The organism is Bradyrhizobium sp. USDA 4454, assembly GCF_054822705.1.
In genome coordinates this window covers 7,427,876-7,453,746 of sequence record NZ_JBTRCN010000001.1, presented here as the reverse complement: position 1 = coordinate 7,453,746, position 25,871 = coordinate 7,427,876, and the positions used below count along the sequence as shown (strand labels likewise).

The following is a 25,871-nucleotide window of genomic DNA, read 5'->3' as shown; positions in this document are numbered from 1 at the left end:
GGGTGACGGGGTGAGAGTGGTCTCGACAGCTACCCCGTCACCCGCTCCAGCTTCTGCAGGCACCGCGTCACGCGCACCGCGGCCGGCATCTCGGTGTCCGGAAAGCTGGTCTTCCAGTCGGTGACGCCGACCTCGCCGACATAGATGTCGCCGCGGGAATCCAGCGCGAGGCCATGCGGCGCCAGGAATCTTCCGGTCTCGACGCCGGGGCCGTGCTCGCCGCCGAGCCGGGCGATGCGCTTGCCGGTGTGATCGACGATCGACAGCCGCGGACCGAGATTGGGCACCTTGCGGTTGACCGCCATGCCGGGGCCGAGCTCGCCGATCACGAAGTTCGGCTGCTTGCCGCCGCCGCAACAGCACAGCGCGCAAGGCCGGTGCAGATTGTTCCACTGGGTCTCGTATCTGCCGTTGCCGTCGAACACCTGGACGCGGTGGTTCTCGCGGTCGGCGACGTAGACGAAGCCGTCGGCGTCGGTCGCAATGTTGTGCACGATGTTGAACTGGCCGGGATCGGTGCCGGGCTCGCCCCAGCTTTTGATCAGTCTGCCGTCCGGCGTGTATTTGTGGACGCAGGCATTGCCGTAACCGTCGGAGACATAGATCTCGCCGTTCGGCGACAGCGCGGTATGGGTGCAGCGGTGGAACGGCTCGCCGCTCATGAACAGCGCCGGCTTGTGCGGGATGCCGATCGTCAGCAGCACCTTGCCGTCGACGGAGCATTTGCGCACGGTGTGGTCGCCATCATCGGTGCAATAGAGGTTGTCGTCGGCGTCGATATGCAGGCCGTGGGCGCGCGTGAACACGCCTTCCCCCCAGCTTCGGATGAAGTTTCCGTCACGGTCGAGCACCACCATCGGATGGTCGCCGCGGTTGAAGACATAGATGCGGTCCTTGCTGTCGACCGCGACGGAGGCGACATCGGTCAGGCTCCAGCCGTCGGGCAGCTTTGCGAAGTTCTCCACGACCCGGTAGCGGTGCTCGCCGGTGCCCAGGATGGTCGGCATTTGGCCTCTCCTCTCGGGTGTCGTTCCGGGGCGCGAAGCGAACCCGGAATCTCGAGATTCCGGGTTCGATGCTGCGCATCGCCCCGGAATGACGGTGATGGCTATGGTAGCTTCGCCACCGGCCCGACGTCGCGCGGCAGCAGGCCTTCCTCGATCGCCTTGATCTGCAGCGCGAGGTAACGCGAATTGATGCGGCATTGCGCGAGGCTGCCGGCGATGAACCACAGGCCGGGCTGCGGCGTGCGGGTGTACATGTTGCGTAGCTCCTGGCCGTCGCCAAAGCCCCAGATCGGGCCGACGCGCGCGGCCATCGCCTCGCCGAACAGCTTCTTCACCAGCTCCTCCTGCGGCCGGTAGCCGGTCGCGAGCACGATCAGATCGGCTTGCACGGTTTCGCCGGTCTTCAGTCGCGCGCCTTCGGCCACGAAGGTCTCGATGTCGGCAAACTGCTTCAGGGCGATCGCGCCGCTTGCGACGAGATCGGAGCAGCCGACATTGAAATAGTAGCCGCCGCCGCGGGTCAGGTATTTGAACTGCCAGCCGGTGCCGCCGTCGCCGAAATCGAGCTTGAAGCCCTTGCGCGCCAGGCCGTCGAGCAGCGTCTTGTCGAACTGCTTCGACTGCTCGGTTATCAGTACATGGCTGCGTTTGGCGAGCGTCAGCGGCATCGAGGTCGCAATCAGATCATTGTCCTCGAGCGAGCCTTCATTGTAGGCGGCATAGGCCAGCTGCGCCGACGGTTCGATATTGGTGACCAGGGTCGAGGAGCGCTGCACCAGCGTGACCTCTGCGCCGGAGGAATGCAGGTCCTGCGCAATGTCGTGGCCGCTATTGCCGGTGCCGATCACCAGCGCCCGCTTGCCCGCCCAGTGCTCGCCGTCCTCGTAACGGCTGGAATGCATGACCTTGCCGGAAAAATTCTTCAGGCCGGAGATCTCGGGCAGATTGGGGATGCCGCTGACGCCGGTTGCCATCACGACATGGCGCGGCTGCATCGTCCGTGTCGTGCCGTCGGCGCGGCGCAGCTCGACGGTCCAGCGTCCGTGTGCGTCGTCATAGCTGCCGCCGAGAAATTCCGTGCCGGTCCAGAAGTTCAGCTCCATGGCGTCGACATAGGATTCGAACCAGTTGGCTAGCTTGTCCTTCGGGATGTAGGTCGGCCAGTTCGGCGGGAATGGCATATAGGGCAGGTGATTGACCTGCACCTGGTTGTGCAGGGTCAGCGCATGATAGCGCTTGCGCCAATTGTCGCCGACCCGCGCCTCGCGGTCGACGATCAGCGCGTCGATCTTGAGCTGCTTGAGCCGCGCGGCAATCGCAAGCCCGGCCTGTCCGCCGCCGACGACAAGCACATCGGGGTCGCGGCCGGCATACTCGGTGGACGCCTTGCGCAGGTCGAGCCAGTTGGGGCCGCGGAAGTCGCGGGAATAGGCCTGTCCGCGCGGCCGCGTATGGCCTTGCTGCTCCTCGAACCCCTTCAGCTCCTCGAGTGCGGTCAGTAAAGTCCAGGCCTTCAGCCGGTCGCAATCGGCGGCATCGGGGATCAGCCGCACGATGCCGTGGCCGCGGCCAACAGCGGTCTCGAACTTGAAGATCGCCTCGATCGCTTCGGTGCCGGCGCGCGTCACGTGCCTCGGTGCGGCACGCTCCGCATCGATGCGGAAGTCGTGCGGCGTGCTGCGACGCGCATGCGCGGGCAGTTCCTCGATGATGGCGAAGGCGCGGTTGACGGTCTGGATGTTCCAACTCAGCGCCAGCACGTCACGCCAATAGCTGTCGGGGTGGAACAGCGGCTTCAGCAGCACATCGTCGGGGCCGGCCAACGCATCCTCGAACTGCACGAGCCAATTGTCGGCGGCGACCGAAATATCGTCCGTCTTGTCGAGCATCGAGCGTTTCTCGTCATCGGCCGCTTGGTGAGATTTTCTTGGCGGCGTTCCCTGGGCTGCAAGCCTATACCCATCGGCAAGGCCGCAGAAAGGGCGTGACGGAATAGCGCCTATTCGGCGAGCGACAGGATCAGGCCTTGATCCGGCGGCACGCGGCCTTGCAGGGTATCGAGATAGGCCTCGCGCACCGCGGCCGGGCCGCGCCGCTCGACGACATCGAGCCAATCCGGCAGCTGCGGCACGAGTTCGGCCCAGGCGGCGCCAAAGCGTTGCTCGACGCCGCCGGGCCCCCATTCCTTGGCGCGCTTGCGAATCTGGTCGGGCGCAAAGAACCACACCGGCCTGGCGCCGGGCAGCGTCGGCTCGTCCGGCTCGCTCGCGCGATGGGTCAGGCCGACCCGGCCGGAATAGACCATCTGCGCGCCGAAGTGCCGGTGCAGGCTCTCGCGCAGTGCGCTGTTGCCGGCCATGTCGACATAGGCGACCGGCTCGGCCTGCGGGATCGCGGCGACCTGGTCATAGGTGACGACCTCGTCATAGCAGCCGAGCGAGGAGACGAAATCGACATTGCCCTTCGAGGTCAGCCCGATCACGTGGATGCCCCGCTTGTGCAGCAGATGCGCGAGCCCGAACGCGGTCTTGCTCGAGGCTGAGGACAGGATGACGCGGCGCGCACCGTGGAATTCGTTCTCGGCGAGGGCGTCGTCGACCAGGAACGACAGCATGAACAGCGGCAGCATCAGTGCGCGGAAGTCGCCCTGCCGGCCGGCATAGGTCGGGTCAGCGGAGACGCGGGCATAGGCGTTGTAGACCGGTGCGACCTCCTGCCGGTGCGCGGCGCCATCACGCAGGCCGCGCTTGCTGACGTCGGCCGCCTCGATCACCAGATGGGTCGCCATCGGGAAATAGCCGAACAGCGTCTCGCCGACCGCGATCATGGGATGTTTCGAGGCCAGCACCTCGCCAAAACCCCACACCGGGATGATGCCGTAGCCGTCGGGCGCCGGGAACAGCTGCCAGTATTTCAGCTGCTCGCCGATCACGGCGTAGGTGATGTTGTTGGCGGTGAAGGCGAAGCGGGTGACCTTGACCAGCAGCGCGTCGGCGGGCAGCGTCGCGGTATCGGGCAGCTTCGTCTCGATCAGCTTGCACTGCTGCAGATCGTTGCGGATGACGATGAAGTCGGTCGCGTTCATGGCGATGATCCCAGCTTCTGGATGCGGGCGCATCGTTGCGTCGATTGCCGGCCTTTTGCAACAGCAACTAAGTTTCAAACGCCGTTCGCTTCACCGCCACCCGTTCAGCCGAGCTGTCCTTCGCGGTAGAGGTCACGCAGCTTGCGCTTGAAGATCTTGCCCGTGGCCTCGCGCGGCAGCGTGTCCATGAAGCGGATGTCACGCGGCACCTTGAAATTGGCGAGCTTGCCGCGCAGGAAATCCTGGATCGCTGCAGCCGACAGCGTGCTGCCGGCGTCCGGCTCGACGCAGGCGAACAGCCGCTCGCCATACTCGTCGTCGGGAACGCCGAACACCGCGCAGTCGCGGACGCCGTCCATGCCGATCAGGGTGTTCTCGATCTCTGCGGGATAGATGTTGACGCCGCCCGAGATCACCATGTCGCGCTTGCGGTCGCACAGGAACAGATAGCCGTCGGCGTCGAGATAGCCGACATCGCCGACGCTGATCAGGCCGTCGCGGTCGGCCTCCGTTCGCGCCTTGGCGTTGCCGTGGTAGTCGAAATCCGAGATCAATGTTTGACGCATGAAGATTTCGCCGGGCTCGCCGACGTCGCATTGCGTCCCGTCCGGCCGGAAGGTCTTGACGATGCCGCCCTCGATGGCGCGCCCGACCGTGCCGGGCTTGGCCAGCGCTTCGGCTGACGAATGCCAGACCGGGATGCCGGTCTCGGTGGAGCCGAGATATTCGTTGATCACGGGTCCCCACCACTCGATCATCGCGCGCTTGACGTCGACCGGGCAGGGCGCCGCGCCATGGACGATGAAGCGCAGCGACGACAGGTCGTAGCGACGGCGCGTCTCCTCCGGCAGCCGCAGCAGCCGCACGAACATGGTCGGCACCATGTGCATGTGCGTGACGTGGTGGCGCTCGATCAGTCGCAGCAGATCCTCGGGATCGAAGCGCGGCTCGAGCACGATCGCGCAGCCGCTGCGGAACGCGAGCATGCCGTAGGAGTGCGGCGCCGAATGGTACATCGGGCCGTTCATCAGGATCACCTGGTCCTCGTTCGGCTTGACGCCGTAGGTGAGAGCGCCGACCCGCGCGGCCGCCGCCTGCTGCTCCGGCCGCATCGGCTTGCGCCTGACGCCCTTCGGCAGTCCGGTCGTGCCCGAGGTGTAGAACATCGGCGCTGCGCCGATCGGCGCGTCGGTCAGCGGCTGATGCGTCTCGCGCCAGATGTCCCAGTCGGTCATGCCGTCTGGCACAGCCGTGAGCGCCGGCGCCACGCCATAGGCCGCGGCGATCTCCGGCGGCGTCGTCACCACCAGCAGCTTTAGTCCAGCAGGCAACCCGTCGCGGATCTGCGGCAGCAGATCGGCGTGGCAGACCAGCGTGTCGGCGCCGCTGTCGGTAAGGATGTAGCCGACCTCGTCGGCCTTCAGGTGCCAGTTGATCGGCACCACCGGACTGCCGAGCGCGGCGGAGGCCGCGACCACCTCGAACAGCGCGAAATCGTTGCGCAGCATCATGCCGATCGGCTTGCCGCCCTGCACGCCGAGGGCGCGGAAGCCGGTGGCGGCGCGCGCGATGCGGGCGTGGATGTCGGCGTAGCTGATCTGTCGGTCGCCGCTGATGATCATAATGGGCCTCCCCAGGCGGTCGTCCGGACCTCAGGCGCTGGCCTGAAGGAACTCGCTGCGTGCCGCATTAAACTCCGCTTTCAGCCGCGCCACCAGTTCGGCGACCGGCGGGGCGTCGACGATCTGGCCGATGCCCTGCCCCGAGCCCCAGATGTCGCGCCAGGCCTTGACCTTCATGTTGCCGCCAGAGCCGAAATTCATCTTGGACTTGTCGGCGACCGGCAAATTGGCCGGATCGAGCCCGGCCGCTGCGATCGACGGTCCGAGGTAGTTGCCATGCACGCCGGTGAACAGGTTCGAATAGACGATGTCGTGCGCGGCGTATTCGGTCAGCGCCTGCTTGTATTTGAGATCGGCATTGGCTTCCTCGGTCGCGATGAAGCGGGTGCCGATATAGGCGAGGTCGGCGCCGAGCGCGAGCGCGGACGCGATGCTCCAGCCGTCGGAGATCGCGCCCGACAGCAGGATCGTGCCCTTGAACCATTGCTTCACCTCGCGCACCAGCGCGAACGGCGACAGCGTGCCGGCATGGCCGCCGGCGCCGGCGCAGACCAGGATCAGGCCGTCGACGCCCTGCTCGGCGGCCTTGCGGGCATGCTTCACATTGATGACGTCGTGGAACACCACGCCGCCATAGGAATGCGCGGCCTCGACGATCTCGGACGGCGGACGCAGCGAGGTGATGATGACGGGCACCTTGTGCTTCACGCAGGTCTCCATGTCGCGCATCAGACGGTCGTTGGAGGCGTGGCAGATCTGGTTGACCGCGTAGGGCGCGACCTTCTTCTCGGGATGCAGCGCCTGGTACTCGCCGAGCTCGTTCTCGATCTGCGTCAGCCATTCGCCGAGCTTCTCGGCCGGGCGGGCGTTCAGCGCCGGGAATGAGCCGACGATGCCGGCCTTGCACTGCGCGATCACGAGCTCCGGCCCCGAGACGATGAACAGCGGGGAGCCGACGACCGGCAGTTCGAGCTTGTTGGCGAGCGACGCGGGCAGCGGCATTGTTCGGATCCTCCATGGGTGGACCGCTCGGCCGGTGGCCGGAGCGGTTCGCGATTTGTTGTGATGGCTGGAGCAGCGGCTCTCTTGCGTCGCAATATAGGGCTGGACGGCCGCGCGATGGCGTTCAATATTGAACAGTCGATTGCCCAGAAATGAACATAGGCGGACGGGCGGCATGGATTGGGAGCTTTGCAAGACCTTCGTCGCGGTGGCGGAGACGCGCAGCTTCGCCGCCGCGGCGCGGCGGCTGCGCATTAGCCATCCGACCGTCGGCCGTAACGTCGCGGCGCTCGAGAAGCAGCTCGGCACCCGGCTGTTCGCGCGGTCCAATGACGGCTTGTCGCTGACCTCGCACGGCCGCAAGTTCCGCGAGCACACGGAGGTGATGGCCGCAGCCGCCTTGCGCGCGGAAGCCTCGGCGTCCGCCACCGGCGAGCAGGCCCGTGGCGTGGTCAAGCTGTCGATCGGCGCGACGCTCGCCGCACACTGGCTGATGCCGCGGCTCCGGCCGTTCCTGCGCGATCACCCCAACATCCAGCTCGAGATCATCACGCATCCGTTTCCGGCCAGCGTGCGCCGCCGCGAGGCCGATGTCGTGCTGCGGCCGGTCGATGCCGGGGACGAGAACCTGATCGGGCGCAGAATCGGACGGCTCGGCGCCGGCTTCTATGCCTCACGTGCCTACGCAGCCGGGCGCAAGCTTCCGGAGCGGCCGGATGAATGGAAGGGCCATAGCGTGATCGGATTTGCCGACCAGGCCTCCAACGTGCGGCTGGCGCGGTGGAGCGATGTCATCACGCGGCAGGGCACGCTGGTGATGCGCTGCTCCTCGCAGGGCGACATGCTGGCAGCGGCGCGGGCCGGGCTCGGGATTTGCGCACTGTCCTGCCTGGTCGGAGCCGATTATCCCGATCTGGTTCGGGTCGCGCCGCAGAAGCTCGCAAGCCTCTCCGATCTGTGGCTGCTCGCCCATCCGGATCTGGTGGAATTGCCGTCGGTGCGCGCCGTGATCGGCTTCGTCACCGACTGCGCGCGGGAAGATCGCGTCAGGCTGCGCGGCTAGAGCGTTTTCGAGCGAAGTGGATACCGGTTCGCGTTAAGAAAACGCGTCAAAACAAGAATCTAGAGCGCCGTTCCGATTCAATCGGAATGGCGCTTTGGGCACCGTCTCAGGCGCGCGCCCGCCACAGCGTTCCCGCAAGCAGGACAAAGACTGCGCATGTCCACAGCGCCTGCCAATTCTCAACTCCTTCGTTGAGGAGCGTATAGATGGCAGCTCCGACAAAGATGCCGGCAAACATCGATTCCGCCAGCGGGCGGATTCCCTTGGTCGGCGGATTGAGCAGCGTCATCGCCGCAAACGGCACCGCCGCCATGGTGAGCGGCGCAAACGGGAAATCGATGAAGCGCGGGTCGAACACCAGGCCGATCGCGGCCGCCGTGCCGACCACAACGGTGACGATCAGGGCCAATCCGTGCAAGGTTACCAGCACTGTTTCGGTGTGGTAGCCCTGCGGTCCCAACAGCTCCTGGAAACTGGGCGGTGCGCGGCCCGATATCAGGGCGTTGGCGGCGAACAGCGGTGACGCCGTCGCTGCCACCAGAAGCGAGCCCCAAATAAGCCAGCCTCCCGTTCCGTAGCTTTCAGAGATCATTCGCTGGGCGGCGACCCCAAACAGGATTCCGGCCGTGGTCGCCGATACGCCGACCGCAAGCCATGAGGCGAGTTCGGGTGTCGTCGGCTTGCGGCGCAAGCCCAGCCATGCCGCGCCGAACACCAGGATCGCCAGCGCCATTCCGCCAGCCATCTGCAATTTCCAGGACGGAAAGTTGCTGATCGGCATGCCGGCCGGATATTTCAGCGTGCGCTGTTCGGAATCGAACAGGCCCCAGGATCCGCCAATGGTGCCCTCGATCTCGCGCTTCCAGCCTTCGTCATAGGCCTCGAACAGGTTGACGCGGAACTGCTCGCGGCGGGCGAGGTCGAGCACTTCCGAGACCACCCGTGCCTGGTTGATGCGCGACGGCAGCGCGGATTCGCGCATGCGTCCCTCGCTCGGCCAACCGATTTCGCCGATGAATATCTCCTTGCCCGGAAAAACCGCGGCGACCTGCCGGCGCATCTCGTCGGCGTGCGCGGCGGCATGTTCCGCGGCGATTGGAATATTCTCCCAATAGGGCAGGATGTGAATCGTGACGAAGTCGACGGCGTCGGCCAGTTCGGGGTTGCTCAGCCAGAACTCCCAGACGTCGGCATAGGTGACGGGGACGGCGACCTGCGCCTTGATCGCGCGGATCGTGGCGGCGAGGTCGGACGCCGACATTTCCTTGCGCAACAAAACTTCGTTGCCGACTACGAGTGCGATGATCGTGTCCGGATACTGCCTGGCGAGGCGGATCGCCGTTGCGACCTGCGTCGCGTTCTTCTTGCGATCCCGGTCGAGGAAAATGCCCTGGATGACTTTCAGGCCCGCCTTGGCTGCGAGGCCGGGAATCTGATCGAGACCGAGATCGGTCGCATAGGTCCGGATGCAATGGGATATCTTGGCAAGCTGGGCCAAATCCTCCGCGATCTGTTGCGGCGAGACCTGCGTCGCCGGCGAAAGTGATGTCTGATTGTTTCGGAACGGCGCGTACGAGATGCACTGCACCTTGTCGTTCGGATCGATCGGCGCGCGCGCGAGGTTCACCGGGATGCCCAGCCACCACCACGCAGCGGCGATGGCGCCCAGCGAGATCGCGAGCAGCGTCAGCGGGATACGGGGAGAAACCAGGTCCGTCCTCCTTGCCGGAAGGATGTGCTGGGCGTGCTGAATGGGCAGGGCCGGCAAATTGAAAAAGTATCTGTCGGCTGATGCTATATCACGCGATCGCGTGACGGTATGTTTTTCTTGGTGACAGCTACTTCGCCGCGGCGATCACGCCCTCGCGGTTTTTCAGCACGCGATAATACGCCCACCACAGATGGGCGGCAGCGCCGCGCAGCGGACGCCATGGCTCGGCGAGCGGCGCCATCTGCTTCGGCGTCGGCCGCTCCTTCAACCCGAGCCCGACCTTGATCGCCTCCTGCACGGCGAGGTCGCCCGCCGGCCATGCGTCGCCATGGCCGAGACAGAACAGCAGATAGACGTCGGCGGTCCACGGGCCGATCCCGGGCAGCGCGGTCAGCGTGTTGTGCGCGGCATCGGCCTCCTCGTTGGCGAGCACGTCGAGGTTCAGCCGCTCCTCGGCGAGTTCGCGCGCGATGTGCTTCAAGGTCTTGATCTTGGCCGCCGACAGCCCGAGGCGGCCGAGCCGGTCGGCGCGCGCCTTGCGGATCGCATCATGATGGAACGGGTCGATCGCCTTGCTGACGCGCGCCCAGATCGCCGCGGCGCTTGCGGTCGAGAGCTGCTGGCCGCAGATGATCGCGGCGAGCCCGGCAAACCCGGGCTCACGCTGCCGGATCGCCGGCATGCCGGTGGCTTCGAGGATCGGGCGCAGGCGCCGATCCTGGTCGACCAGTTTCTGAACCGCGTCGTCGAGGTCGGCTTGGGTTTCGAGATGAATCAGCATTGCGGGATGCTTCCTCAGACGGGCGCTCGCAGCAGCTCGGGCTCCACGCCTTGTGGACGGTTCAGGGGGGGTCAGAGTATGACAACACTAGTTGATTTCGGAAGTGCTCGATGAGCTTGAGAAGCATTCCTGCCGACATGGACGCAGGAAAGGTCGCGGCGATCGATGCGATGCTCGACGGCATCGCGGATGAACACCGGGTTTTCTTGCCGCTGGCCATCGAGAGTGGAAGCCGGGCGTGGGGCTTTTCGTCACCCGATAGCGACTACGATTGCCGCTTCGTTTATGTCCGCCGCGCCATCGATCATATTACGCCCTGGACCGTACGGGATGTGATCGAGCTTCCGCTCGAAGGCGATCTGGACGCGAATGGCTGGGATTTGCGCAAGGCGCTTCAACTGCTACTGAAGGGCAACGCGGTCATCGTGGAGTGGCTCTGTTCTCCGGTGGTCTATCGCGGGCAGGTCTGGTTCCGCGACAGCTTTCTCGAATTTGCGCGGCATGCGGCGAGCCGGGAAGCGATCTGCCGTCACTACCTGCATCTCGGCGAACGGCAGCGCAGGGTCTATTTCGGCGACGAGAGCAGTATTCCGCAGAAAAAGGTGTTCTATGCGCTCCGGCCGGCGGCGGCGCTGCGCTGGTTGCGGATGCATCCGACCGAGGCTGTGGCTCCGATGCATTTCCCGACGCTGATGGCAGAGTGCGCGCCTCCGGCCGAGTTGGCGGAGGAGGTAGGTGACCTGATGGCCCGCAAGGCCGTCACGCACGAACTGGGAACCACGCCGTTGTCGCCTGCGGTTGCGAGCTTCATCGATTCAGAGTTTGAAATTGCACGTAATGGGTTCGAGAACGGTGCGACAGAAACCCCTGAGGAGATGATGCTGGAGGCTGGACGGTTCTACCGAATGGTCGTCGAGCGGTTGGAACGGGAGACGGGAACCCCATCCGAGGTGTTTCGTCACGCCGGCTCGGTCTGATGCCGCCACCCGTTTTCCGTTTTGCGCCGAGTCCGAACGGCTATTTGCATCTCGGCCACGCCTTTTCGGCCTTGCTCAACCATGACCTCGCACGGCAGACCGGCGGGCGCTTCCTGCTGCGGATCGAGGACATCGACCCGGCGCGCTGCCGGGTCGAATTCGAGCAGGCGATCTATGAGGACCTCGCCTGGCTCGGCCTCGCCTGGGAAACTCCGGTGCGCCGGCAGTCGGAGCATTTCGCCGCCTATGGCGCGGCGATCGACCGCCTGTCGGCACAGGGGCTGGTCTATCCGAGCTTCGAGAGCCGTGCCGAGATCGCGCGGCTGGTCGCCGAACGTGAGGCCAATGGCGCCTGGCCGCGCGATCCGGATGGCGCGCCGCTCTATCCGGGGACGGCCAAATCGCTCTCGGCCGGGGAGCGCGACCGGCTGACCGCGCAGGGCGCGCCGTTCGCGCTGCGGCTCGACATGGCCGCGGCCGGCGCGAGCGCCGGTGGCCTGCGCTGGCACGAGGCGGGCGAGGGGCCGGCCGGCGAGAGCGGCGACGTGATGGCCCGGCCGGAGGCCTGGGGCGACGTGATCCTGGCGCGCAAGGAGACCCCGACCAGTTACCATCTCTCCGTCGTGATCGACGATGCCTTGCAGGGTGTCACCGATGTGGTCAGGGGCGTTGACCTGTTCTGGTCGACCAGCGTGCATCGGCTGTTGCAGCGGTTGCTCGGCCTGCCTGTGCCGGCGTACCGGCACCACCGGCTGATCCGGGACGCCGCCGGCCAGAAACTGTCGAAATCGACCCGGGCGACCGGACTGCGCGAATTGCGGGCGGAAGGCGCGAGCCCGGCCGATATTCGCCGCCTGGTCGGTCTGCCGTAACGCGGCTGGTGACGATCATCGCGCTTTGCGGCGGACGGGACCGCAAACGCCGCCGTGACTCCGGGACGCCTGGCATGCCATGTTGTCGTCCGGGGCGGGGATCACGGAAACCATGGCGTCAAAATCGCGCGCACGGCGCAGCAAGCGGCCATCCAAAAGGCCGCCGCCGAAGACCCGCGCCGCCAAAACGCGCACGGCCAAGACCAGCGCCAAGACCAGCGCCAAGACCGGCGCCGCGAAGCCGGCAACCAAGCCACGGCGTAAGCGAGCCGCACCAAAGGCGGCCGCGAAGGCCAGTGCCGGCATGGTCGAGACTGCGCTTGCCGCCTTTGCCCATGAGGTCCGGACGCCGCTGACCGGCATTCTCGCGATCAGCAATCTGCTCGCGACGTCGGAACTCGGCGAGCGCGAGCGGCGCTGGGTCGATACCATCAAGGCCGGCGCCGAGCATCTGGCGAGCCTTGCGACCCTGTTCGTCGATGCCGCCCGCAGCGAGGGGCCGGGGCTGGAGATCCGGCAGGACTTCTTCGACCTGCGCACGCTGGCGCGCCATGCCGGGGATTCGCTGGCCGGCCGCGCCGCCGCCAAGGGGCTGCAAGCCTCCGTCGTGATCTCCGACCAGCTGCCGGCGTTTGCGGTCGGCGATCCCGTCCGGTTGCGCGCGGCGCTGGAAAACCTGATCGACAACGCAGTCAAGTTCACCGAGCAAGGCAGCGTCGAGCTCCATGTCGCGCCGGTGCACGCGGCCAAGGGCAAGATCGGCGGCAAAAACGGCGGCAAAGTCGGCGTTGCCTTTGCAATTTCCGACAGCGGCATCGGCCTGACCCTGGCGGAGGTCAAGCGCCTGTTCCGGCCGTTCTCGCAGGCCAATGTCTCGATCGCCGCGCGGTTCGGCGGCGCCGGGCTCGGCCTGTCCTCGGTCAGGCAGCTCGCGCGTGCCATGGGCGGCGACATCGTCGCGGCGCAGCGCGCCGGCGGCGGCACCGTCTTCACGCTCAATGTCGTGCTGGCCCGGGCCGGAGCGCCGGCCGGTGCCGTGTCGAGCGAAGGCGCCGCGGTGCTTGCGCCGCAGGGGTTGCGGCTGCTCAGCGTCGAGGACAACCCGTTCGGCCGCGTCGTGCTCAACACGATCCTGACCGAGCTCGGCCACCACGCCGAATTCATCGGTCAGGGCGAGGCCGCGCCGGATCGGCTCGGACAGGGCGCGTTCGACGCCGTGCTGATGGACATGGTGCTGCCCGGCATCAGCGGCGTCGAGGCGATCAAGCGCATCCGCGCGCTGCCGCCACCGCACGGCCGCATCGTGATCGTCGGGATTTCCGGGCGTGCCGAGGACGAGGCGGCGGCGCGCGCCGCCGGCGCCGATGCCTTCCTGGTCAAGCCTGTTTCTCCGCGGGCACTCGCAACTGCGCTGCATGAAGCGACACGCCGTGCGGGAGCTGCGACTTCATGATTGCGGCGTTCAACTCGCCGCCGAACACGAAGATCGCGGCGATAAAATACATGAACACCAGCGCGATCACCACCGAGGCGAGCCCCGCATACATCGTCACGTAATTATTGGCGAAGCGCGCCAGGTACATGCCGAAGCCGATGCCCGAGATCAGCGACGCTACCATCGTGAAGATGATGCCGGGCAGGATCTGTGTGAAGCTGCGGCGGCCCGCCGGCAGCCAGGCATGCAGGATGAACAGCGCAACCACCAGCGCCAGCATCGTGATGCCGTAACGGGCGGTGTTGAGCAGGCTCTCGTTGGATTCGACGAAGAACGGAATATAGCGCCGCGCCGCCTCGATGATCAGCGGCCCGAGCACGATCAGGAACGCCATCGCGAGCGAGGTGAACGCCGCGACCAGCGTGTAGCCGATCGACTCCAGCCGCAGCCAGTACCATCGCCGCGGCTCGATCACGGCATAGGCGCGGTTCAGTGCCACCCGCAGCGCCTCGACGCCATTCGAGGCGAAGTACACCGCGAGCACCGCGCCGATGGTCAGGATATCGCCACGGGTGTTGGTCAGCACGTCGTGGATCTGGCCGGACAGCGCGCCTGCGACCTGATCCGGCCAGACTTGCAGGAGCAGCCCGACCGCCTGGTCGGCGAGCTGCTTGGAGCCGAAGAAGCCAGCCACCGACGTCAGCACGATCAGGAACGGAAACAGCGCCATCAGGGTCGACAGCGCGATGTGGCTCGCGATCGCCCAGCCGTCATCGGCGAGGAACGTGTAAAAGGCATCCATCACGACGTGGGTGACGTAACGAAGCTGATTCACATTCCACCCGGCATTGTCGACAACCGCTCGGTCCGAGGACGGACCCAGCATCTGATATTACGCCTTGAAAAGCCAGTTGGTTGCATCGCGGAGCTGTGTGGAAGTCAGCGTCCTGCGGTGTTATGTACCGCAGATGACATCCGTCCTCAGCACGATCATTCTTCCCATTGCCGTCGGCGCAGTAGCCCTGGTGCTCCTGCTCGGCCTCATCAACATGATGAAGGGCGGCTCGCCGAACACGTCGCAGAGGCTGATGCGACTGCGTGTGCTGTTGCAGTTCGTCGCCATCGTCATCGCGATGCTCGCGGTGTGGGCGATGGGGCGCTAGCTGAGGTACACTTTTCACCTCTCCCATCGAAGTCGGATGTATCCGACTTCGATGGGAGACTCGAACACTGGAGCCAGCCATGGTCGTTCTCAATCGGATCTATACGCGCACCGGTGATGACGGGACCACCGCGCTCGGCTCCGGCGAGCGGCGGCCGAAATACGATCTGCGCGTCGCCGCCTATGGCACCGTCGACGAGACCAATGCCGCGATCGGCGTGGTGCGGCTGCATCTCGCCGGCAGCCCCGAGGTCGATGCGATGCTCGGCCGCATCCAGAACGACCTGTTCGATCTCGGCGCCGACCTGGCGGTGCCCGAGCGTGAGGGCAAGGCCGAGCGTCTGCGTGTGCTGGCAAGCCAGGTCGAGCGGCTCGAACGCGACATCGACAGCCTGAACGACCAGCTCGCGCCGCTGACCTCGTTCGTGCTGCCCGGCGGGACGGCTGCGTCGGCATATCTGCACCTCGCGCGGACGATATGTCGCCGCGCGGAACGGATGATGGTGGAACTCGCTGCCCGGCCCGACGAGCCGGTCAATGCAGCTGGCATTCATTATATGAACCGGCTGTCGGATTTCCTGTTCGTTGCCAGCCGCTTCCAGAACAACAAGGGGGCGGGGGACGTGTTGTGGGTGCCGGGCCAAAACCGCTAAACTGGTTCAAAACCGGGGGACGGTTTTTTGGCTTTGGCGCGTTGACCGGGGGAAACGGGACCTTTAGGTTCCGCGCCAGCCAACCGAAACCCATAAAATCAAAGCGAAAGAGGATCGATGAAGGTTCTTGTGCCGGTAAAGCGGGTCGTCGACTACAACGTCAAGGTCCGCGTCAAGGGCGACGGGACGGGCGTGGAGCTCGCCAACGTCAAGATGTCGATGAACCCGTTCGACGAAATCGCCGTCGAGGAAGCGCTGCGGCTGAAGGAAGCCGGCAAGGCGACCGAGGTGGTGGTGGTGTCGATCGGACCGGCGCAGGCCTCCGAGACCATTCGCACCGGGCTTGCGATGGGCGCCGACCGCGGCATCCTGGTCAAGGCCGAAGGCAATGTCGAACCGCTCGCGGTTGCCAAGATCCTGAAGGCGGTGGTCGAGGCGGAGCAGCCTGGCCTCGTCATTCTCGGCAAGCAGGCGATCGACGACGACTCGAACCAGACCGGCCAGATGCTGGCCGCGCTGCTCGGCTGGTCGCAGGCGACCTTCGCCTCCAAGCTCGAGGTCGAAGGAAGTGACTTCAAGGTCACGCGCGAAGTCGACGGTGGTTTGCAGACCATCAAGCTGAAGGGCCCGGCGATCGTCACCACCGACCTGCGCCTCAACGAGCCGCGCTATGCGTCGCTGCCCAACATCATGAAGGCGAAGAAGAAGCCGATCGACGACAAGAGCGTTGCTGACTACGGCGTCGATGTCACGCCGCGTCTGGAAGTGCTGAAGACCGCGGAACCCTCAGGCCGCAAGGCGGGCGTCAAGGTCAAGGACGTCGCCGAACTCGTGAACAAGCTCAAGACCGAAGCCGGGGTTCTCTGATGACGACGCTGTTGATTGCCGAACACGACCACGAGACCCTGAAGGACGCGACCAACAAGGCGCTGACTGCGGCGAGCCAGCTCGGCGGCGACGTTCATGTGCTGGTTGCCGGTGGCGGCCAGGGCACCAAGGCGGCGGCGGAAGCGGCCGCCAAGCTTGCCGGCGTCAGCAAGGTGCTGGTGGCAGAAGGCCCTGCCTATGAGCACGACCTCGCCGAGCCGCTGGCTGCGCTGATCGTCGCGCTGGCGCCCGGCTATGACGCGTTCGTCGCGCCCGCGACCTCGCGCTTCAAGAACGTGATGCCGCGCGTCGCAGCGCTGCTCGACGTCATGCAGGTCTCCGAGATCATCAAGGTCGTCGCGCCCGACACCTTCGAGCGGCCGATCTATGCCGGCAACGCGATCCAGACCGTCAAGTCGAAGGACGCCAAGAAGGTGATCACGGTCCGCACCTCGACCTTCGCCGCCGCCGGCGAAGGCGGCAGCGCGGCGATCGAGAACGCCGCATCCGCGGCCGATCCCGGCCTGTCGACGTTCGTCGGCGAGGAAGTCGCCAAGAGCGACCGTCCGGAACTGACCTCGGCCAAGATCATCGTTTCGGGTGGCCGCGCCATGCAGAGCCGCGAGAACTTCGCCAAATACATCGAGCCGCTCGCCGACAAGCTCGGCGCCGGCGTCGGCGCCTCGCGCGCCGCGGTCGATGCCGGCTATGCGCCGAACGACTGGCAGGTCGGCCAGACCGGCAAGGTGGTGGCTCCGGAACTTTATGTCGCGGTCGGCATCTCCGGCGCGATCCAGCATCTGGCCGGCATGAAGGACTCCAAGGTGATCGTCGCCATCAACAAGGATGAAGACGCGCCGATCTTCCAGGTCGCCGATTACGGCCTGGTCGCCGACCTCTACCAGGCGGTTCCGGAACTGACCGAGGCGCTCGGCAAGCTCGGAAAGTAAGCGACAAGACACCGGCCGGGTGGCTAAGCTCCGGCCGGTGTTGTTATTTTCGAGGCAATGATCCGGAAACGTTTTTCCGAAAGGATCATGCTCGACGGGGAGAATGGGGTCCTGACGTGATGACGTGTCATCACATCATGGTCCCGGGAAGCGTTTCCGGCCGGCGGATTGGGCAACCCGGAAGGCTTCACTTCGGGTATCGTTGGGATTGGGCAGGCGCGACATGCGCGCCGTTCCGGTGGATGACAAGATGACGGTGGCAATCAAAAAGGTCGGCGTGATCGGTTCGGGCCAGATGGGCAACGGCATTGCCCATGTGGCTGCACTGGCCGGCTTCGACGTGGTGCTCAATGACGTGTCCGGCGACCGGCTGAAGTCGGCGCTGGCGACCATCAACGGCAATCTGACCCGCCAGGTCACCAAGAAGGCGATCAGCGAAGCCGAGCGCAAGCAGGCACTCGACCGCATCGCCCCCGCCGAGACGCTCGATGCGCTGGCCGATTGCGACCTCGTGATCGAGACCGCGGTCGAGAAGGAAGAAACCAAGCGCAAGATCTTCCAGGAGGTCTGCGCAGCGCTGAAGCCCGAGGCGATCGTCGCGACCAACTCGTCGTCGATCTCGATCACACGGCTCGCGGCCTCGACCGACCGCCCGGAGAAATTCATCGGCATTCACTTCATGAATCCGGTGCCGGCGATGGAGCTGGTCGAGCTGATCCGCGGCATCGCCACCGACGACACGACTTTCGACACCGCCAAGGCGTTCGTCGCCAAGCTCGGCAAGCAGGTCGCGGTGTCGGAGGATTTCCCCGCCTTCATCGTCAACCGCATCCTGCTGCCGATGATCAACGAGGCGATCTACACGCTGTATGAAGGCGTCGGCAACGTCGAGGCGATCGACGCCGCGATGAAGCTCGGCGCGCATCATCCGATGGGCCCGCTCGAGCTCGCCGATTTCATCGGCCTCGACACCTGCCTGTCGATCATGCAGGTGCTGCATGAGGGGCTCGCCGATTCCAAGTATCGGCCGTGCCCGCTGCTCGTGAAGTATGTCGAGGCCGGCTGGCTCGGACGCAAGAGCCAGCGTGGCTTCTACGACTATCGCGGCGACAAGCCGATCCCGACGCGGTAGTCGCTGCGTCGTCAGGTCAGTGCCCGCAGCAGCGCGAGCGTCGCGGGCACGAGGCTGACGATGACAGTCGCACCCATTCCAAGTCCAAGCAGATGCGCGGCCAGCGCGAGACGCTGGCCGTATCCCTGAGGCATCATTGCAGGGCCTCGCAGGCGCGCTTCAGCCGCCTGGCGGCCTCCTCGATGGTCGCTGACGGGTTGGCGAAGCTTATTCGGACGTAGGGCGACAGCCCGAGATCCTCACCGGGAAACACCACCACATCGGCCTGTTCAAGCAGATAGGCCGAGAAATCGCGGTCGGTCGCGACGACCTTGCCGTCGGGTGCGCGCTTGCCGATCACGCCGGCGCAACTGACCAGCAGATAGAAGGTGCCGTCCGGCGGCGTGCAGGACAGGCCTGCGCATCCGTTCACGAGTTCGGCAAAGCGGTCGCGCCGCGCGCGAAGGATGGCAGCGCGCTCGGCCAGCACATCATGGGCGTTGTTGAGCGCGGCGACCGCGGCAGCCTGGCTGATCGACGATGCGCCCGACGTGGTCTGCGATTGGATCGTGATCATCGCGCGGATCAGCGCCGATGGTCCGGCGGCATAGCCGATCCGCCATCCCATCATCGCGTAGCTTTTGGCGAGGCCGCTGACGGTCAGCGTCCGCGGCTTCAGGCGCGGCTCGATCTCCGCGAGCGTCGGCGCCGGCATGCCGTCGAACGTGATGTGCTCGTAGAGCCCGTCGGCAAGCACCCAGATCTCCGGATGCCGCGACAGGACCGCGGCGATCTCGGAGAGATCCTCGCGCGAATACAGCGCGCCGGAGGGATTGACCGGATTGTTGAGCACGATCCAGCGCGTGCGCGGCGAAATCGCCGCCTGCAAATCCTCCGCGCGCAGTCTGAAGCCGTTGTTCTGCGTGCACGGCACGACCACCGGCACCCCGGCTGCGAGCCGCACCTGATCGAGATAGGGCGCCCAGTAAGGTGCGGGGATGATCACCTCGCCGCCAGGTGCCAGCGTCGCCAGCAGTGCGTTGAACAGCGCCTGCGTCGAGCCGTTGGTGATGACGATCTCATCCAGCCGATAGTCGAGACGATGGTCGCGCAGCAGCGCGGCCTGCACCGCGCGCTTCAGCTCCGGCGTGCCGTCGACGTCGGTGTAGCGGGTTTCGCCGCGCAAGGCCGCGTCATGCGCTGCCGCGATGACATGCGCAGGCGTCGGGAAATCCAGATTGCCCGACGACAGCTCGATGACGTCGCGCCCATTGGCGCGCAGCTCGCGGGCCCGGCGCCGCAGCACCGATGCGGGCGAAGCCTTGATGCCGCTCATGCGCGGCGAGAGGGTCGGGATGGCCAGAGTGGGTCTCCTGAGGTCGGTCGTTGTCTGCCGCTTAAGCCTAGGAGCTTCTTGATCATTGGAAAATCGTATGGAATGTTATTTCAATGATTGCATTTTCCAATGAATGGCCATGAAGGCTCTCGATCTCGAGGCGGTGCAGGCCTTTGTCCTGGTCGCCGACCTCAGCAGTTTCACCCGTGCGGCGCTGGTCATGGAGACCACGCAGTCCGCGGTCAGCTTGAAGATCAGGCGGCTGGAAGACGGGCTCGGCCGGCGGCTGCTGGAGCGCACGCCGCGGCTGGTTCGGCTGTCGGCCGAAGGAGCGGCCTTTCTCGGCGCGGCGCGCAATCTGGTTGCCGCGCATCAATCGGCGATCGGGTCGTTCGCGGTCGCGCATCGGCGGCTGGTCGTCGGCATCAGCCACCACATCGTCGGAACGGAGCTCGCCTCGCTGTTGAAGCGGATGAACGCCACCGATCCTGGCCTCGTAATCCAGCTGCACGTCGACACGTCGCGCGCGGTGCTCGGCGCATTCGACGACGGCAAGCTCGATGCCGCGATCGCGCTGCGCCACGACGCCAAGCGCCGCGACGGAGACGTGCTGTTCGAGGAGCCGTTTGGCTGGATGGCCGCGCCCGATTTTCACCACCGCCCGGGCGAGCCGCTGCGCTTGGCGACCCAGGCCGAGCCGTGCAGCGTCCGCGCCATGGCTGTCGAAGCGCTCGACGCCGCCGGCATCGCCTGGACCGAGGCGTTCGTCGGTGGCGGGCTTGCGACGATCGGGGCTGCGATATCCGCAGGACTTGCGGTCGCCGCGCTGGCGCGCCGGGTGGCGCCGTCCGATACCGTCGACCTCGGGCCGCGGCTTGGCCTGCCGCCCTTGCCGTCGCGCGACGTCATGCTGCATTCGAAGCTGTCGGATGCCCGGACCCGGCAGGCGCTGCGCACCCTCGGCGCGGCCTTCGCGGCGAATGCGGCCTGAGCCTTATTCAGACGATGCGTCAGCCTGACGCGGCCGTCCGTTACCCATGCCTTAACTTTCGCGCGCTACGCCAAGTCCGGAATTGGGAGTACCGCGTATGGACACGATGAGCTTGGTCACCAGCATCCTGTCGATGCAACAGGGCAACCTGCAGGGTGAGATCGCGACCCGGGTCACGAAGCAGAACCTCGACGCGGAAAAATTCGCGGTTCAGACCCTGCTCGGCACGCCGTCGACCGCCAATCTCGGTCCCGGCATCGGAGGCAATCTCAACGCCGTCGCCTGATTAGAACCCGGCCGCGGCCGGGGCGAGCGCCGCCTTCACCAGCTTGATCGCATCGTCGCTCGCCCATTCGGCGGGGCCGGCGATGTTGGCGATTTCGCAGCCTTTGCCGTCGACCAGCACCGAGGTCGGCATCCCCAGCGCCTTGCCAATGTTCTTAAGATCCTGAAAGACCTTGGCTTTCTGGTCGCTGAAATAGTCGAGCCTGGTCAGATTGGCCTCTTTGAGGAAGGTCTTCGGCTTGTCCGGGTCGCGGGTGTCGATGTTGATCGCGACCACCTCGAAATCCTTGCCGCCGAGCTTGGTCTGCAGACTGTCGAGCGCCGGCATCTCCTTGCGGCAGGGCACGCACCAGGTCGCCCAGAGGTTGACCAGCACCGTCTTGCCGCGCCAGTCCGAGAGCTTCTTCGGCTGGCCGTTGGCGTCCTCGAAGGCGAGGTCGGGCAGCTTAAGCGGGGTGGTGGCCATGGTGAGCGCCGCGACCTCGCCATGGGCGAGTGGGGCGATCTTCTTGGCCAAATCCACTGCACTGTTGCAGGCGATGTCGCCGCCCGGCGGATGCTTGAGGCCGGAGACCCCAACATAGCCGATCACAGTCCCAACCAGCACGGCGCCGATCACCAATGGGATGCGCCATTTGGCCGTCGGCTTGGCGGTCGGCTCGCTCGGGGTCGTCTCGGGCATATCGTTTGTCATCCAGCGTCAGATGTGGCTAAGCAGTGCCGGGACTACGACCGGAACCACCCTGCCGTTTCGCCGCCTTGGCGTGGGAACAGCACGGCCTGAAATACAAATTCGTGAGCGAGATGTCATGAGCAACAAGATGTGGGGCGGCCGGTTCTCGGAGCGTCCCGACGCGATCATGGAGGAAATCAACGTCTCCATCGACGTCGACCGGCACCTTTATGCCCAGGACATTGCCGCGTCCAAGGCCCACGCCGCGATGCTCGCCGCGCAAGGCATCATCACGTCAGCTGATGCGAAAAATATCGGCAAAGGTCTAGACACGATTTTGTCAGAAATCGGCAAGGGCGATTTCGACTTCAAGCGCGCGCTCGAGGACATCCATATGAATGTCGAGTCGCGGCTGTCCGAGCTGATCGGGCCCGCGGCGGGCCGGCTGCACACCGCGCGCTCACGCAACGACCAGGTCGCGACCGATTTCCGGCTCTATGTCCGCGACACCATCGATGAAACCAACGCGGCGCTGGCCGCGTTCCAGCAGGCGCTGGTCGCCCGCGCGCTGGAGCATGCCGGAACCGTGATGCCCGGTTTCACTCATCTGCAGACCGCGCAGCCGGTGACCTTCGGCCATCATCTCTTGGCCTATGTCGAGATGGCCGGGCGCGACCGCGGCCGCTTTGCCGATGCGCGCAAGCGGCTCAACGAATCGCCGCTCGGTGCCGCCGCGCTCGCCGGCACCTCGTTTCCGATCGACCGCACGGCGACCGCCAAGGCGCTCGGCTTCGACCGGCCGATGGCCAATTCGCTGGATGCGGTGTCCGACCGCGATTTCGTGTTGGAGACGCTGTCGGCGGCCGCGATCTGCGCCGTGCACATGTCGCGCTTCGCCGAGGAGATCGTGATCTGGACCTCGCCCTTGGTCGGTCTCGTCAAGCTCAGCGACAAGTTCACGACCGGCTCGTCGATCATGCCGCAGAAGCGCAACCCGGACGCCGCCGAGCTGGTGCGCGCCAAGACCGGCCGCGCGATCGGCGCGCTGACCGCACTGCTGATCGTGATGAAGGGCCTGCCGCTCGCCTATCAAAAGGACATGCAGGAGGACAAGCAGGGCGCGATGGAGGCGTTCGAGGCGCTGTCGCTCGCGATCCGGGCCATGACCGGCATGGTCGAGGACCTGGTGCCGGATGAGGCGAAGATGAAGGCCGCCGCCGGCGAGGGCTATGCCACCGCGACCGATCTGGCAGACTGGCTGGTGCGCACCCTGAAAATGCCGTTCCGCGACGCCCATCACGTAACCGGGCGTATCGTCGGCCTCGCCTCGAAGCAGGGCGTGGCGCTGCACGAGTTGCCGCTCAAGGCCATGCAGGAGGTCGAGCCCAAGATCACCGCTGACGCGCTCAGGGTGCTGAGCGTCGAATCTTCGGTGCAGAGCCGGACCTCGTTTGGCGGCACGGCGCCGAAGAATGTGATGGCGCAGGCCAAGGCCTGGGCCAAGCGGCTGGAAAAAGAGCGAAAATTGGGCTGAACCGGAAAATTTGGCGGTGATTTCTCAGGCCTCGGCCTCTCGCCAGAGCACGTCAATGTTTGTATGGTGCCGCCCGAATTGGGGAATTCGTCGTGATTAGCAAGAACCGCCTGACCCCGTCGGGATGGGCCATCATTGTGCTGAGCGTATCCGCGCTTGCGCTCGGCGGCTGCGGCCGCAAGGGACCGCTCGACCTGCCGCCGACCGCCAACGCCGCGCCGGGCGCGGCTCCGACCGACACCGAGGCCGAGCGGGCGGCGCAGCCGAGCGTTTTCAATCCGACCTACGGCTCGGATGCCGCGCCGGCCGCGACGAGAGGTAATAAACGGTCTTTCGTCCTCGATCCGCTGCTCGGCAATTAGTATCTGGAGCATGATCCGGAAAAGTGGAAACCGGTTTCCGAAGAGATCATGCTCGAACAATAAAGCGTGTCATGAACCATTTCGACTATCGCAACGGCGTGCTGCATGCCGAGGCGGTCAATCTCATTGAGCTCGCGGAAGCCGTCGGCACGCCGTTCTACTGCTATTCGACCGCGACGCTGGAGCGGCACTACCGCGTCTTCAACGAAGCCTTCGCCGGTGAGAAGGCGCTGGTCTGCTACGCCATGAAGGCGAACTCCAACCAGTCGGTGCTGCGCACGCTGGCCAAGCTCGGCGCCGGCGCCGACGTGGTGTCGGGCGGTGAATTGAAGCGGGCGCTGGCGGCCGGGATTCCGCCGTCGAAGATCGTGTTCTCCGGCGTCGGCAAGACCGAGGACGAGCTGCGTGCCGCGCTTGCCACCGACATCCTCTGCATCAACATCGAGTCCGAGCCGGAACTCGAAATGCTGTCGCGCCTTGCGGTCGAGATGAAGAAGACCGCCCGCATCTCGGTGCGGGTCAATCCCGACGTCGATGCCCGCACCCATGCCAAGATCTCGACCGGCAAGTCGGAGAACAAGTTCGGCATCCCGATCGCCCGCGCCCGTGAAGTCTATGCCCGCGCGGCGAAGCTGCCGGGCATCAAGGTCACCGGCACCGACGTGCATATCGGCAGCCAGATCACCGATCTCGGCCCGCTGGAGGCCGCCTTCCGGCTGCTTGCGGAATTCGTCCAGACGCTGCGCGCCGACGGCCACGATATCTCGCATGTCGATTTCGGCGGCGGCCTCGGCATTCCCTACTACATGGACCGCGCCGCGCCGCCGGAACCTGGTGCCTATGCCGCGATGGTCAAGCGCGTCACGCACAATCTCGGCTGCACGCTGATGTTCGAGCCGGGGCGCATGATCGTCGGCAATGCCGGCATCCTGGTTGCCCGCGTGATCCACGTGAAGCCGGGCGACGCCAAGAACTTCGTGATCATCGACGCCGCGATGAACGACCTGATCCGGCCGACGCTGTATGAAGCGCATCACGACATTTTGCCGGTGCGGCAGCCCGCGCAGGGCACGCCGACCATGGTCGCCGACGTGGTCGGCCCGGTCTGCGAGACCGGCGACTATCTCGCGCTCGACCGCGCGCTGCCGCAACCGAACGCCGGCGATCTCCTGGCGATCATGACCGCCGGCGCCTACGGCGCGGTGCAGTCCGGCACCTACAACACCCGGCCCCTGGTGCCGGAGGTGCTGGTCAAGGACGACCAGTACGCCGTGGTCCGCCCGCGCATCGACGTCGACGCCCTGATCGCGATGGACAAGCCGGCGCCGTGGCTGTGATGGTCCGGGTCGCGCTTACGCTTGCCTGGGACGACACCGTCTATTGTATCGACAGCGTCACTTCGCCGCGTGACTGCCGCCTTTGCCGCCACCTACGATCACGCCCGCGGCCTTCTCGATCGGCTTGATCGCAGCCGTGAAGTCCGACTCCGGTCCTTCGTCGCGGATGATGACTTCCCAGAGCCGGCCGACCGCTTCGGCGACCTCCATTGAGAGCCCGAGCGCGCGCATCTCCTCGACCGCGAGCCGCACGTCCTTCACCATCAACCCGGTGGCGAAGCCGAAGTCGAAACTGCGCGGCAGCACCGAGCGCGGAAACTTGTCGCGGCTTGCGGTGTTCAGCCCCGAGCCGGCATTGATGACGTCGATCATCACGGCCGGATCGAGCCCGGACTTCACACCCATCACCACCGCTTCCGAGGTCGCGACCATCGCGGTCGCCGACAGGAAGTTGTTGGCGAGCTTCATGGTCTGGCCGGAGCCCGGCTTGGTGCCGATGAAGAACACCTTGCCGATGACGCCGAGCGCGCTCTTCACCAGCTCGAAATCGGCGCGCGGGCCCGACACCATCACCGCCAGCGTGCCTTTCTCGGCGCCGGAGACGCCGCCGGACACCGGGCTGTCGATCTGCACGATGCTCTTCTTGGCCAAGAGGTCGTGGATCTTCACCGCCATCCGCGAGCCGACGGTGGAGAGATCGATGAAGCGCTTGACGCGCTTGCCCTCGATCACGCCGCCCGCACCGGTTGCGACCTCGAGCGAGGCCTGCAGCGAGGGCAGGCTCGCCATCACGGTCTCGACGCGGTCGGCGACGTCCTTGGGCGACGTCGCGGCCGCAGCGCCGCGCGCGACAAGCTTGTCGAGCGCACCCTTGTTGATGTCGAACGCGGTGAGCGTGTGGCCGGCCTCGATCAGCCGGCGCGCCATCGGGAAGCCCATCTTTCCGAGGCCGATGAATCCGATTTCCATGGTTCGTTTCCTTTACGTCGTTATTCGCGAGGTTGCCCCAAATTCAATGTCGTCCCGGCCTAGTGCGCAATTGCGCACGGGGGGCC

Annotated in this window: 26 protein-coding genes; 14 read left to right on the top strand and 12 right to left on the bottom strand. The window is 65.7% G+C overall.

Annotated features, from left to right (window positions below; translation table 11 throughout):
* Positions 1-29 precede the first annotated feature (29 nt).
* The 5 genes from ACVIW0_RS34740 to ACVIW0_RS34720 all read right to left on the bottom strand — a co-directional run bounded on the left by ACVIW0_RS34740 (position 30) and on the right by ACVIW0_RS34720 (position 6,716).
* Positions 30-1,007 (bottom strand): peptidyl-alpha-hydroxyglycine alpha-amidating lyase family protein, encoded by a 978-nt coding sequence (locus ACVIW0_RS34740; protein ID WP_461356446.1) that lies wholly within the window; start codon positions 1,005-1,007, stop codon positions 30-32.
* 101 nt (positions 1,008-1,108) lie between these two features.
* A complete protein-coding gene (locus tag ACVIW0_RS34735) occupies positions 1,109-2,896 on the bottom strand; it encodes a flavin-containing monooxygenase (RefSeq protein WP_461356445.1) in 1,788 nt (595 codons plus the stop codon).
* A gap of 110 nt (positions 2,897-3,006) precedes the next feature.
* Positions 3,007-4,092: a DUF2855 family protein gene (locus ACVIW0_RS34730; protein WP_461356444.1), complete on the bottom strand. Its 1,086-nt coding sequence runs from the start codon at positions 4,090-4,092 to the stop codon at positions 3,007-3,009.
* A 104-nt stretch (positions 4,093-4,196) separates the two neighbouring features.
* A complete protein-coding gene (locus tag ACVIW0_RS34725) occupies positions 4,197-5,714 on the bottom strand; it encodes an acyl-CoA synthetase (protein ID WP_461356443.1) in 1,518 nt (505 codons plus the stop codon).
* Between the two features lie 30 nt (positions 5,715-5,744).
* Positions 5,745-6,716: an NAD(P)H-dependent flavin oxidoreductase gene (locus ACVIW0_RS34720; protein ID WP_461356442.1), complete on the bottom strand. Its 972-nt coding sequence runs from the start codon at positions 6,714-6,716 to the stop codon at positions 5,745-5,747.
* A 175-nt stretch (positions 6,717-6,891) separates the two neighbouring features.
* On the opposite strand from ACVIW0_RS34720, the gene ACVIW0_RS34715 reads away from it, so the two are divergent.
* Positions 6,892-7,779 carry a LysR family transcriptional regulator gene (locus ACVIW0_RS34715; RefSeq protein ID WP_461356441.1) on the top strand — a complete coding sequence of 296 codons (888 nt, stop codon included), beginning with the start codon at positions 6,892-6,894 and terminating at the stop codon, positions 7,777-7,779.
* A 106-nt stretch (positions 7,780-7,885) separates the two neighbouring features.
* On the opposite strand, the gene ACVIW0_RS34710 is transcribed toward ACVIW0_RS34715, so the two are convergent.
* Entirely contained in the window at positions 7,886-9,448 is a 1,563-nt protein-coding gene (locus ACVIW0_RS34710; RefSeq protein ID WP_461357509.1) for a glycoside hydrolase family 17 protein, read from the bottom strand.
* Positions 9,449-9,617: 169 nt separating this feature from the next.
* Complete coding sequence (locus ACVIW0_RS34705; protein ID WP_461356440.1) at positions 9,618-10,271, bottom strand: DNA-3-methyladenine glycosylase family protein; 654 nt, start codon at positions 10,269-10,271, stop codon at positions 9,618-9,620.
* 110 nt (positions 10,272-10,381) lie between these two features.
* Between ACVIW0_RS34705 and ACVIW0_RS34700 the strand changes: the two genes are divergently transcribed.
* The 3 genes from ACVIW0_RS34700 to ACVIW0_RS34690 all read left to right on the top strand — a co-directional run bounded on the left by ACVIW0_RS34700 (position 10,382) and on the right by ACVIW0_RS34690 (position 13,573).
* Entirely contained in the window at positions 10,382-11,248 is an 867-nt protein-coding gene (locus ACVIW0_RS34700) for a nucleotidyltransferase domain-containing protein (protein ID WP_461356439.1), read from the top strand.
* A complete protein-coding gene (gene gluQRS, locus ACVIW0_RS34695; protein ID WP_461356438.1) occupies positions 11,248-12,120 on the top strand; it encodes a tRNA glutamyl-Q(34) synthetase GluQRS in 873 nt (290 codons plus the stop codon). The genes ACVIW0_RS34700 and gluQRS overlap by 1 nt, the downstream gene beginning before the upstream one ends.
* Positions 12,121-12,232: 112 nt before the next feature.
* A complete protein-coding gene (locus ACVIW0_RS34690) occupies positions 12,233-13,573 on the top strand; it encodes an ATP-binding protein (protein ID WP_461356437.1) in 1,341 nt (446 codons plus the stop codon).
* Here ACVIW0_RS34690 and ACVIW0_RS34685 read toward each other — a convergent pair.
* A complete protein-coding gene (locus ACVIW0_RS34685) occupies positions 13,497-14,357 on the bottom strand; it encodes a YihY/virulence factor BrkB family protein (RefSeq protein ID WP_461357508.1) in 861 nt (286 codons plus the stop codon). The genes ACVIW0_RS34690 and ACVIW0_RS34685 overlap by 77 nt on opposite strands.
* A gap of 166 nt (positions 14,358-14,523) precedes the next feature.
* Between ACVIW0_RS34685 and ACVIW0_RS34680 the strand changes: the two genes are divergently transcribed.
* The 5 genes from ACVIW0_RS34680 to ACVIW0_RS34660 all read left to right on the top strand — a co-directional run bounded on the left by ACVIW0_RS34680 (position 14,524) and on the right by ACVIW0_RS34660 (position 18,319).
* A complete protein-coding gene (locus ACVIW0_RS34680) occupies positions 14,524-14,718 on the top strand; it encodes a twin transmembrane helix small protein (protein ID WP_461356436.1) in 195 nt (64 codons plus the stop codon).
* A 79-nt stretch (positions 14,719-14,797) separates the two neighbouring features.
* Positions 14,798-15,370 carry a cob(I)yrinic acid a,c-diamide adenosyltransferase gene (locus ACVIW0_RS34675; protein WP_461356435.1) on the top strand — a complete coding sequence of 191 codons (573 nt, stop codon included), beginning with the start codon at positions 14,798-14,800 and terminating at the stop codon, positions 15,368-15,370.
* A gap of 117 nt (positions 15,371-15,487) precedes the next feature.
* Positions 15,488-16,237 carry an electron transfer flavoprotein subunit beta/FixA family protein gene (locus tag ACVIW0_RS34670; RefSeq protein ID WP_461356434.1) on the top strand — a complete coding sequence of 250 codons (750 nt, stop codon included), beginning with the start codon at positions 15,488-15,490 and terminating at the stop codon, positions 16,235-16,237.
* Positions 16,237-17,187 (top strand): electron transfer flavoprotein subunit alpha/FixB family protein, encoded by a 951-nt coding sequence (locus tag ACVIW0_RS34665; protein WP_456796776.1) that lies wholly within the window; start codon positions 16,237-16,239, stop codon positions 17,185-17,187. The genes ACVIW0_RS34670 and ACVIW0_RS34665 overlap by 1 nt, the downstream gene beginning before the upstream one ends.
* A 250-nt stretch (positions 17,188-17,437) precedes the next feature.
* Positions 17,438-18,319, top strand: a complete 882-nt coding sequence (locus ACVIW0_RS34660) for a 3-hydroxybutyryl-CoA dehydrogenase (protein WP_461356433.1) — start codon at positions 17,438-17,440, stop codon at positions 18,317-18,319.
* An 11-nt stretch (positions 18,320-18,330) separates the two neighbouring features.
* On the opposite strand, the gene ACVIW0_RS34655 is transcribed toward ACVIW0_RS34660, so the two are convergent.
* Both ACVIW0_RS34655 and ACVIW0_RS34650 read right to left on the bottom strand, forming a co-directional pair.
* A complete protein-coding gene (locus tag ACVIW0_RS34655; RefSeq protein WP_461356432.1) occupies positions 18,331-18,456 on the bottom strand; it encodes a hypothetical protein in 126 nt (41 codons plus the stop codon).
* On the bottom strand, positions 18,453-19,634 hold the full coding sequence (locus ACVIW0_RS34650; protein WP_461356431.1) for a pyridoxal phosphate-dependent aminotransferase: 1,182 nt from the start codon (positions 19,632-19,634) through the stop codon (positions 18,453-18,455). Before ACVIW0_RS34650 ends, ACVIW0_RS34655 begins: the two co-directional genes overlap by 4 nt.
* Before the next feature lie 133 nt (positions 19,635-19,767).
* On the opposite strand from ACVIW0_RS34650, the gene ACVIW0_RS34645 reads away from it, so the two are divergent.
* Together ACVIW0_RS34645 and ACVIW0_RS34640 are read left to right on the top strand one after the other, a co-directional pair.
* Complete coding sequence (locus ACVIW0_RS34645; protein WP_461356430.1) at positions 19,768-20,625, top strand: LysR substrate-binding domain-containing protein; 858 nt, start codon at positions 19,768-19,770, stop codon at positions 20,623-20,625.
* A gap of 97 nt (positions 20,626-20,722) precedes the next feature.
* Positions 20,723-20,911: a YjfB family protein gene (locus tag ACVIW0_RS34640; protein WP_461356429.1), complete on the top strand. Its 189-nt coding sequence runs from the start codon at positions 20,723-20,725 to the stop codon at positions 20,909-20,911.
* On the opposite strand, the gene tlpA is transcribed toward ACVIW0_RS34640, so the two are convergent.
* On the bottom strand, positions 20,912-21,604 hold the full coding sequence (gene tlpA, locus ACVIW0_RS34635; RefSeq protein WP_461356428.1) for a thiol:disulfide interchange protein TlpA: 693 nt from the start codon (positions 21,602-21,604) through the stop codon (positions 20,912-20,914). It abuts the gene before it with no gap.
* A gap of 115 nt (positions 21,605-21,719) precedes the next feature.
* Here tlpA and argH point away from each other — a divergent pair, with 115 nt between their 5' ends.
* The 3 genes from argH (at position 21,720) to lysA (ending at position 24,816) form a co-directional block, all read left to right on the top strand.
* On the top strand, positions 21,720-23,117 hold the full coding sequence (gene argH, locus ACVIW0_RS34630) for an argininosuccinate lyase (protein WP_461356427.1): 1,398 nt from the start codon (positions 21,720-21,722) through the stop codon (positions 23,115-23,117).
* A 92-nt stretch (positions 23,118-23,209) separates the two neighbouring features.
* The gene (gene lptM / locus ACVIW0_RS34625) at positions 23,210-23,479 is read left to right on the top strand and encodes an LPS translocon maturation chaperone LptM (protein WP_461356426.1); all 270 of its coding nucleotides are present in this window, start codon (positions 23,210-23,212) and stop codon (positions 23,477-23,479) included.
* A gap of 71 nt (positions 23,480-23,550) precedes the next feature.
* Positions 23,551-24,816 (top strand): diaminopimelate decarboxylase, encoded by a 1,266-nt coding sequence (gene lysA / locus ACVIW0_RS34620; RefSeq protein ID WP_461356425.1) that lies wholly within the window; start codon positions 23,551-23,553, stop codon positions 24,814-24,816.
* 57 nt (positions 24,817-24,873) lie between these two features.
* On the opposite strand, the gene ACVIW0_RS34615 is transcribed toward lysA, so the two are convergent.
* Positions 24,874-25,785 carry an NAD(P)-dependent oxidoreductase gene (locus tag ACVIW0_RS34615; RefSeq protein ID WP_461356424.1) on the bottom strand — a complete coding sequence of 304 codons (912 nt, stop codon included), beginning with the start codon at positions 25,783-25,785 and terminating at the stop codon, positions 24,874-24,876.
* Between the last annotated feature and the right edge of the window lie 86 nt (positions 25,786-25,871).

Bases quoted from the DNA above. Each gene is read 5' to 3' on its own strand.
- ACVIW0_RS34645 (WP_461356430.1), top strand. From the start codon at position 19,768: ATGGCCATGAAGGCTCTCGATCTCGAGGCGGTGCAGGCCTTTGTCCTG.
- ACVIW0_RS34615 (WP_461356424.1), bottom strand. From the start codon at position 25,785: ATGGAAATCGGATTCATCGGCCTCGGAAAGATGGGCTTCCCGATGGCG.
- ACVIW0_RS34700 (WP_461356439.1), top strand. From the start codon at position 10,382: ATGAGCTTGAGAAGCATTCCTGCCGACATGGACGCAGGAAAGGTCGCG.
- ACVIW0_RS34720 (WP_461356442.1), bottom strand. From the start codon at position 6,716: ATGCCGCTGCCCGCGTCGCTCGCCAACAAGCTCGAACTGCCGGTCGTC.
- ACVIW0_RS34705 (WP_461356440.1), bottom strand. From the start codon at position 10,271: ATGCTGATTCATCTCGAAACCCAAGCCGACCTCGACGACGCGGTTCAG.
- ACVIW0_RS34675 (WP_461356435.1), top strand. From the start codon at position 14,798: ATGGTCGTTCTCAATCGGATCTATACGCGCACCGGTGATGACGGGACC.
- ACVIW0_RS34670 (WP_461356434.1), top strand. From the start codon at position 15,488: ATGAAGGTTCTTGTGCCGGTAAAGCGGGTCGTCGACTACAACGTCAAG.
- ACVIW0_RS34650 (WP_461356431.1), bottom strand. From the start codon at position 19,634: ATGAGCGGCATCAAGGCTTCGCCCGCATCGGTGCTGCGGCGCCGGGCC.
- argH (WP_461356427.1), top strand. From the start codon at position 21,720: ATGAGCAACAAGATGTGGGGCGGCCGGTTCTCGGAGCGTCCCGACGCG.
- ACVIW0_RS34660 (WP_461356433.1), top strand. From the start codon at position 17,438: ATGACGGTGGCAATCAAAAAGGTCGGCGTGATCGGTTCGGGCCAGATG.
- ACVIW0_RS34730 (WP_461356444.1), bottom strand. From the start codon at position 4,092: ATGAACGCGACCGACTTCATCGTCATCCGCAACGATCTGCAGCAGTGC.
- ACVIW0_RS34735 (WP_461356445.1), bottom strand. From the start codon at position 2,896: ATGCTCGACAAGACGGACGATATTTCGGTCGCCGCCGACAATTGGCTC.
- ACVIW0_RS34680 (WP_461356436.1), top strand. From the start codon at position 14,524: ATGACATCCGTCCTCAGCACGATCATTCTTCCCATTGCCGTCGGCGCA.
- ACVIW0_RS34655 (WP_461356432.1), bottom strand. From the start codon at position 18,456: ATGATGCCTCAGGGATACGGCCAGCGTCTCGCGCTGGCCGCGCATCTG.
- lysA (WP_461356425.1), top strand. From the start codon at position 23,551: ATGAACCATTTCGACTATCGCAACGGCGTGCTGCATGCCGAGGCGGTC.
- ACVIW0_RS34640 (WP_461356429.1), top strand. From the start codon at position 20,723: ATGGACACGATGAGCTTGGTCACCAGCATCCTGTCGATGCAACAGGGC.
- gluQRS (WP_461356438.1), top strand. From the start codon at position 11,248: ATGCCGCCACCCGTTTTCCGTTTTGCGCCGAGTCCGAACGGCTATTTG.
- ACVIW0_RS34740 (WP_461356446.1), bottom strand. From the start codon at position 1,007: ATGCCGACCATCCTGGGCACCGGCGAGCACCGCTACCGGGTCGTGGAG.
- ACVIW0_RS34690 (WP_461356437.1), top strand. From the start codon at position 12,233: ATGGCGTCAAAATCGCGCGCACGGCGCAGCAAGCGGCCATCCAAAAGG.
- tlpA (WP_461356428.1), bottom strand. From the start codon at position 21,604: ATGACAAACGATATGCCCGAGACGACCCCGAGCGAGCCGACCGCCAAG.
- ACVIW0_RS34665 (WP_456796776.1), top strand. From the start codon at position 16,237: ATGACGACGCTGTTGATTGCCGAACACGACCACGAGACCCTGAAGGAC.
- ACVIW0_RS34685 (WP_461357508.1), bottom strand. From the start codon at position 14,357: ATGGATGCCTTTTACACGTTCCTCGCCGATGACGGCTGGGCGATCGCG.
- ACVIW0_RS34725 (WP_461356443.1), bottom strand. From the start codon at position 5,714: ATGATCATCAGCGGCGACCGACAGATCAGCTACGCCGACATCCACGCC.
- ACVIW0_RS34715 (WP_461356441.1), top strand. From the start codon at position 6,892: ATGGATTGGGAGCTTTGCAAGACCTTCGTCGCGGTGGCGGAGACGCGC.